We start from the raw sequence: 5,720 nt of genomic DNA, 5'->3' as shown, positions 1-5,720 counted from the left end.
TATAAAAGCAAAACCCCTCACTACGTAAGTAGAGAGGGGTTGCATGGGGGAGCCTGACGATAACCTACTTTCACACTGGTTGCAGCACTATCATTGGCGCAGAGTCGTTTCACGGTCCTGTTCGGGATGGGAAGGGGTGGTACCAACTCGCTATGGTCATCAGGCATAACTTGTCGATTTACTGTGTGTGCGCTACTTTGCAGCCCACAGCAAATCCAATTCAGAAGAAGTGTCGTAGAGTGTGCGCCGTCTTTATCTCGACTCGCACTAATCTTGTTTATCTCTTTGTACTTTCGTACCTAATAATCTATTTTTATTACTGGTTATGATTCGTATCCAACTCACTGGCATACACTTCATATTGCTCACTTGCAGCTACAACCTGCTAAGGTTATAGGGACAAGCCTTACGGGCAATTAGTACTGGTTAGCTTAATGCATTACTGCACTTCCACACCCAGCCTATCAACGTCCTGGTCTCGAACGACCCTTTAAAGAGATCTAGTCTCTGGGAAGTCTCATCTTAAGGCGAGTTTCCCGCTTAGATGCTTTCAGCGGTTATCTCTTCCGAACATAGCTACTCGGCAATGCCACTGGCGTGACAACCGATACACCAGAGGTTCGTCCACTCCGGTCCTCTCGTACTAGGAGCAGCCCCCTTCAAACTTCCAACGCCCACGGCAGATAGGGACCAAACTGTCTCACGACGTTTTAAACCCAGCTCACGTACCACTTTAAATGGCGAACAGCCATACCCTTGGGACCGGCTACAGCCCCAGGATGTGATGAGCCGACATCGAGGTGCCAAACTCCCCCGTCGATATGAACTCTTGGGAGGAATCAGCCTGTTATCCCCAGAGTACCTTTTATCCGTTGAGCGATGGCCCTTCCATACAGAACCACCGGATCACTATGTCCTACTTTCGTACCTGCTCGACTTGTCAGTCTCGCAGTTAAGCACGCTTATGCCATTGCACTATCATCACGATGTCCGACCGTAATTAGCGTACCTTCGAACTCCTCCGTTACACTTTGGGAGGAGACCGCCCCAGTCAAACTGCCTACCATGCACTGTCCCCGACCCGGATAACGGGCCAAGGTTAGAACCTCAAATAAACCAGGGTGGTATTTCAAGGATGGCTCCACGCAAACTGGCGTCCACGCTTCAAAGCCTCCCACCTATCCTACACAGATCGATTCAAAGTCCAATGCAAAGCTACAGTAAAGGTTCATGGGGTCTTTCCGTCTAGCCGCGGGTAGATTGCATCATCACAAACATTTCAACTTCGCTGAGTCTCGGGAGGAGACAGTGTGGCCATCGTTACGCCATTCGTGCAGGTCGGAACTTACCCGACAAGGAATTTCGCTACCTTAGGACCGTTATAGTTACGGCCGCCGTTTACTGGGACTTCAATCAAGAGCTTGCACCCCATCATTTAATCTTCCAGCACCGGGCAGGCGTCACACCCTATACGTCCACTTTCGTGTTTGCAGAGTGCTGTGTTTTTATTAAACAGTCGCAGCCACCAGTTTATTGCAACCCCTTCATCCTTCTGCCGCAGGGCAGTCAAACTACAAGGGCGTACCTTATCCCGAAGTTACGGTACCAATTTGCCGAGTTCCTTCTCCCGAGTTCTCTCAAGCGCCTTAGAATACTCATCTCGCCCACCTGTGTCGGTTTGCGGTACGGTCTCGTATGACTGAAGCTTAGAGGCTTTTCTTGGAACCACTTCCGATCGCTTCGTGAACAAGTTCACTCGTCTCAACCCCTTGAATTACGCACCCGGATTTGCCTAAGTGCCTTCTACAAGTCAAGAACAGGCTCTTCCAACCGCCTGACGACCTTCTGTGATCCGTCCCCCCATCGCATCATACGACGGTGCAGGAATATTAACCTGCTTCCCATCAGCTACGCATCTCTGCCTCGCCTTAGGGGCCGACTCACCCTGCTCCGATGAACGTTGAACAGGAAACCTTGGGCTTACGGCGTGGAGGCTTTTCACCCCCATTATCGCTACTCATGTCAGCATTCGCACTTCTGATACCTCCAGCATCCTTTACAAGACACCTTCGCAGGCTTACAGAACGCTCTCCTACCATATGTCCTAAAACATATCCGCAGCTTCGGTGTATAGCTTAGCCCCGTTACATCTTCCGCGCAGGACGACTCGATCAGTGAGCTATTACGCTTTCTTTAAAGGGTGGCTGCTTCTAAGCCAACCTCCTGACTGTTTTAGCCTTCCCACTTCGTTTTCCACTTAGCTATACTTTGGGACCTTAGCTGGCGGTCTGGGTTGTTTCCCTCTTGACACCGGACGTTAGCACCCGATGTCTGTCTCCCAAGCTCGCACTCAACGGTATTCGGAGTTTGCAATGGTTTGGTAAGTCGCGATGACCCCCTAGCCATAACAGTGCTCTACCCCCGTCGGTGATACTTGAGGCACTACCTAAATAGTTTTCGGAGAGAACCAGCTATTTCCAAGTTTGTTTAGCCTTTCACCCCTACCCACAGCTCATCCCCTAATTTTTCAACATTAGTGGGTTCGGTCCTCCAGTGCGTGTTACCGCACCTTCAACCTGGCCATGAGTAGATCACTTGGTTTCGGGTCTACACCCAGCGACTATGTTCGCCCTATTCGGACTCGATTTCTCTACGGCTTCCCTATGCGGTTAACCTTGCCACTGAATGTAAGTCGCTGACCCATTATACAAAAGGTACGCAGTCACGGATCAAGTCCGCTCCTACTGTTTGTATGCACACGGTTTCAGGTTCTATTTCACTCCCCTCCCGGGGTTCTTTTCGCCTTTCCCTCACGGTACTGGTTCACTATCGGTCGATATCGAGTATTTAGCCTTGGAGGATGGTCCCCCCATGTTCAGACAGGATTTCTCGTGTCCCGCCCTACTTGTCGCAAACTTAGTTCCACATCGATGATTTCAACTACGGGACTATCACCCTCTATGGTCGGACTTTCCATTCCGTTTGTTTATCAAAAATGCTAAATCTTGCAGGCTCTTCCCATTTCGCTCGCCACTACTTTGGGAATCTCGGTTGATTTCTTTTCCTGTAGCTACTTAGATGTTTCAGTTCGCCACGTTCGCTTTGCAACACTATGTATTCATGTTGCAATGACCCTAAGGCCGGGTTTCCCCATTCGGAAATCTGCGGATCAATGTGTGTTTGCTCACTCCCCGCAGCTTATCGCAAGCTACTACGTCCTTCATCGCCTGATATCGCCAAGGCATCCACCATGTGCACTTATTCACTTGTCCCTATAACTTTAGCTTCTGGCGACTGTCGTTTATTTCTAAACTTCAGGTTCACCACCAAAAACCGGTTATAGTTCTTTACTACTTATGAGTATTACTTTAGCGTTTGCCGTATCTCAAGAATTTATTTTTTTCTAAAACTGCCTTTCGGCTGCTTTTGATCAAACTCTTTTTAATACTTTGTTTGTTCGATACAATCATAACCCTTCCATAAATTATTCAACATGACTGTCGTCACATCAAATGAAGCATCCTTGCGAACACTTCCTTTACAGAAATAAATTTTGATTATTTCTACTTTACTTCTTCTAAATTGTTAAAGAACGAGATACTACTTAAACTACACTGACTTTCGCTTTGAAAGTTCAAACCTAAATCTCTGCTTCAACTCACACAGAATCTCTTTCTTCTGCATCGTCTGCTGACTTAGGTTTGTACTATCTATTGGTAGGGCTGGTTGGGCTCGAACCAACGACCCCCGCGTTATCAACACGGTGCTCTAACCAGCTGAGCTACAGCCCCAGTATTGGTGGAGGTTGACGGGATCGAACCGACGACCCCCTGCTTGCAAAGCAGGTGCTCTCCCAGCTGAGCTAAACCCCCTTATACCTCAGCTAGCTACTTCTCCAGCTGAAACATAACTACTCTTTTTATTAAAGCTCAACTTCTGCTCTAATCTATTCTCGTTATCTAATTTAACAGTCAATAAAAGTGAACACTCAACTACGGCGCTACTCTAGAAAGGAGGTGATCCAGCCGCACCTTCCGATACGGCTACCTTGTTACGACTTCACCCCAGTCACGAACCCTGCCGTGGTAAGCGCCCTCCTTACGGTTAAGCTACCTACTTCTGGCAGAACCCGCTCCCATGGTGTGACGGGCGGTGTGTACAAGACCCGGGAACGTATTCACCGCGACATGCTGATCCGCGATTACTAGCGATTCCAACTTCATGTAGTCGAGTTGCAGACTACAATCCGGACTACGATACACTTTCTGGGATTAGCTCCCCCTCGCGGGTTGGCGGCCCTCTGTATGTACCATTGTATGACGTGTGAAGCCCTACCCATAAGGGCCATGAGGACTTGACGTCATCCCCACCTTCCTCCGGTTTGTCACCGGCAGTCTCATTAGAGTGCCCTTTCGTAGCAACTAATGACAAGGGTTGCGCTCGTTGCGGGACTTAACCCAACATCTCACGACACGAGCTGACGACAGCCATGCAGCACCTGTGTTACAGTTCTCTTGCGAGCACCACCAAATCTCTTCGGCGTTCTGTACATGTCAAGGGTAGGTAAGGTTTTTCGCGTTGCATCGAATTAATCCACATCATCCACCGCTTGTGCGGGTCCCCGTCAATTCCTTTGAGTTTTAATCTTGCGACCGTACTCCCCAGGCGGTCTACTTCACGCGTTAGCTGCGTTACCAAGTCAATTAAGACCCGACAACTAGTAGACATCGTTTAGGGCGTGGACTACCAGGGTATCTAATCCTGTTTGCTCCCCACGCTTTCGTGCATGAGCGTCAGTGTTATCCCAGGGGGCTGCCTTCGCCATCGGTATTCCTCCACATATCTACGCATTTCACTGCTACACGTGGAATTCTACCCCCCTCTGACACACTCTAGCCATACAGTCTCAAATGCAGTTCCCAGGTTGAGCCCGGGGATTTCACATCTGACTTATATGACCGCCTGCGCACGCTTTACGCCCAGTAATTCCGATTAACGCTTGCACCCTACGTATTACCGCGGCTGCTGGCACGTAGTTAGCCGGTGCTTATTCTTCAGGTACCGTCATTAGCAAGCTGTATTAGAACTCACCGTTTCTTCCCTGACAAAAGAGCTTTACAACCCGAAGGCCTTCTTCACTCACGCGGCATTGCTGGATCAGGGTTGCCCCCATTGTCCAAAATTCCCCACTGCTGCCTCCCGTAGGAGTCTGGACCGTGTCTCAGTTCCAGTGTGGCTGGTCGTCCTCTCAGACCAGCTACTGATCGTCGCCTTGGTGAGCCTTTACCTCACCAACTAGCTAATCAGATATCGGCCACTCCATGAGCATGAGGTCTTGCGATCCCCCACTTTCCACCTTAGTGCGTATGCGGTATTAGCGTAACTTTCGCTACGTTATCCCCCACTCTAGGGTATGTTCCGATATATTACTCACCCGTTCGCCACTCGCCGCCAGGTTGCCCCGCGCTGCCGTTCGACTTGCATGTGTAAGGCATGCCGCCAGCGTTCAATCTGAGCCAGGATCAAACTCTTCAGTTTAATCTCTGTTTTTGTGTTCATTTCTGAACCCTGTCCTTGCAGACAGGTCGCTCACTCAAAATACTGACAGTTCCATCATCTATTGCTAAATGATTTTCCTATTATTTATTTCTTGTGAAGCATTTGATATTTTTTAAGCATACCGAACAGATAAATCTATTCGGCGCGCTTTCATCAAGTGC

The 5,720-nt window shown here is 49.1% G+C and carries 2 tRNA genes and 3 rRNA genes; all 5 read right to left on the bottom strand.

The window, feature by feature from the left end:
* Positions 1–51 precede the first annotated feature (51 nt).
* Positions 52–164, bottom strand: a 5S ribosomal RNA gene (gene rrf, locus ACO0KV_RS18165).
* 231 nt (positions 165–395) lie between these two features.
* Positions 396–3,272, bottom strand: a 23S ribosomal RNA gene (locus ACO0KV_RS18160).
* Positions 3,273–3,714: 442 nt separating this feature from the next.
* Positions 3,715–3,791: transfer RNA gene (locus ACO0KV_RS18155), tRNA-Ile, on the bottom strand.
* 5 nt (positions 3,792–3,796) lie between these two features.
* Positions 3,797–3,872: transfer RNA gene (locus ACO0KV_RS18150), tRNA-Ala, on the bottom strand.
* Between the two features lie 137 nt (positions 3,873–4,009).
* A 16S ribosomal RNA gene (locus ACO0KV_RS18145) occupies positions 4,010–5,538 on the bottom strand.
* The 16S, 23S and 5S rRNA genes sit together here with 2 tRNA genes alongside, the layout of an rRNA operon.
* Between the last annotated feature and the right edge of the window lie 182 nt (positions 5,539–5,720).

Source organism: Undibacterium sp. RuRC25W, assembly GCF_049339825.1.
Taxonomy (GTDB): domain Bacteria; phylum Pseudomonadota; class Gammaproteobacteria; order Burkholderiales; family Burkholderiaceae_D; genus Undibacterium.
The sequence above is the reverse complement of the archived record's forward strand: the minus strand, read 5'-3'. Positions and strand labels throughout refer to the sequence as shown.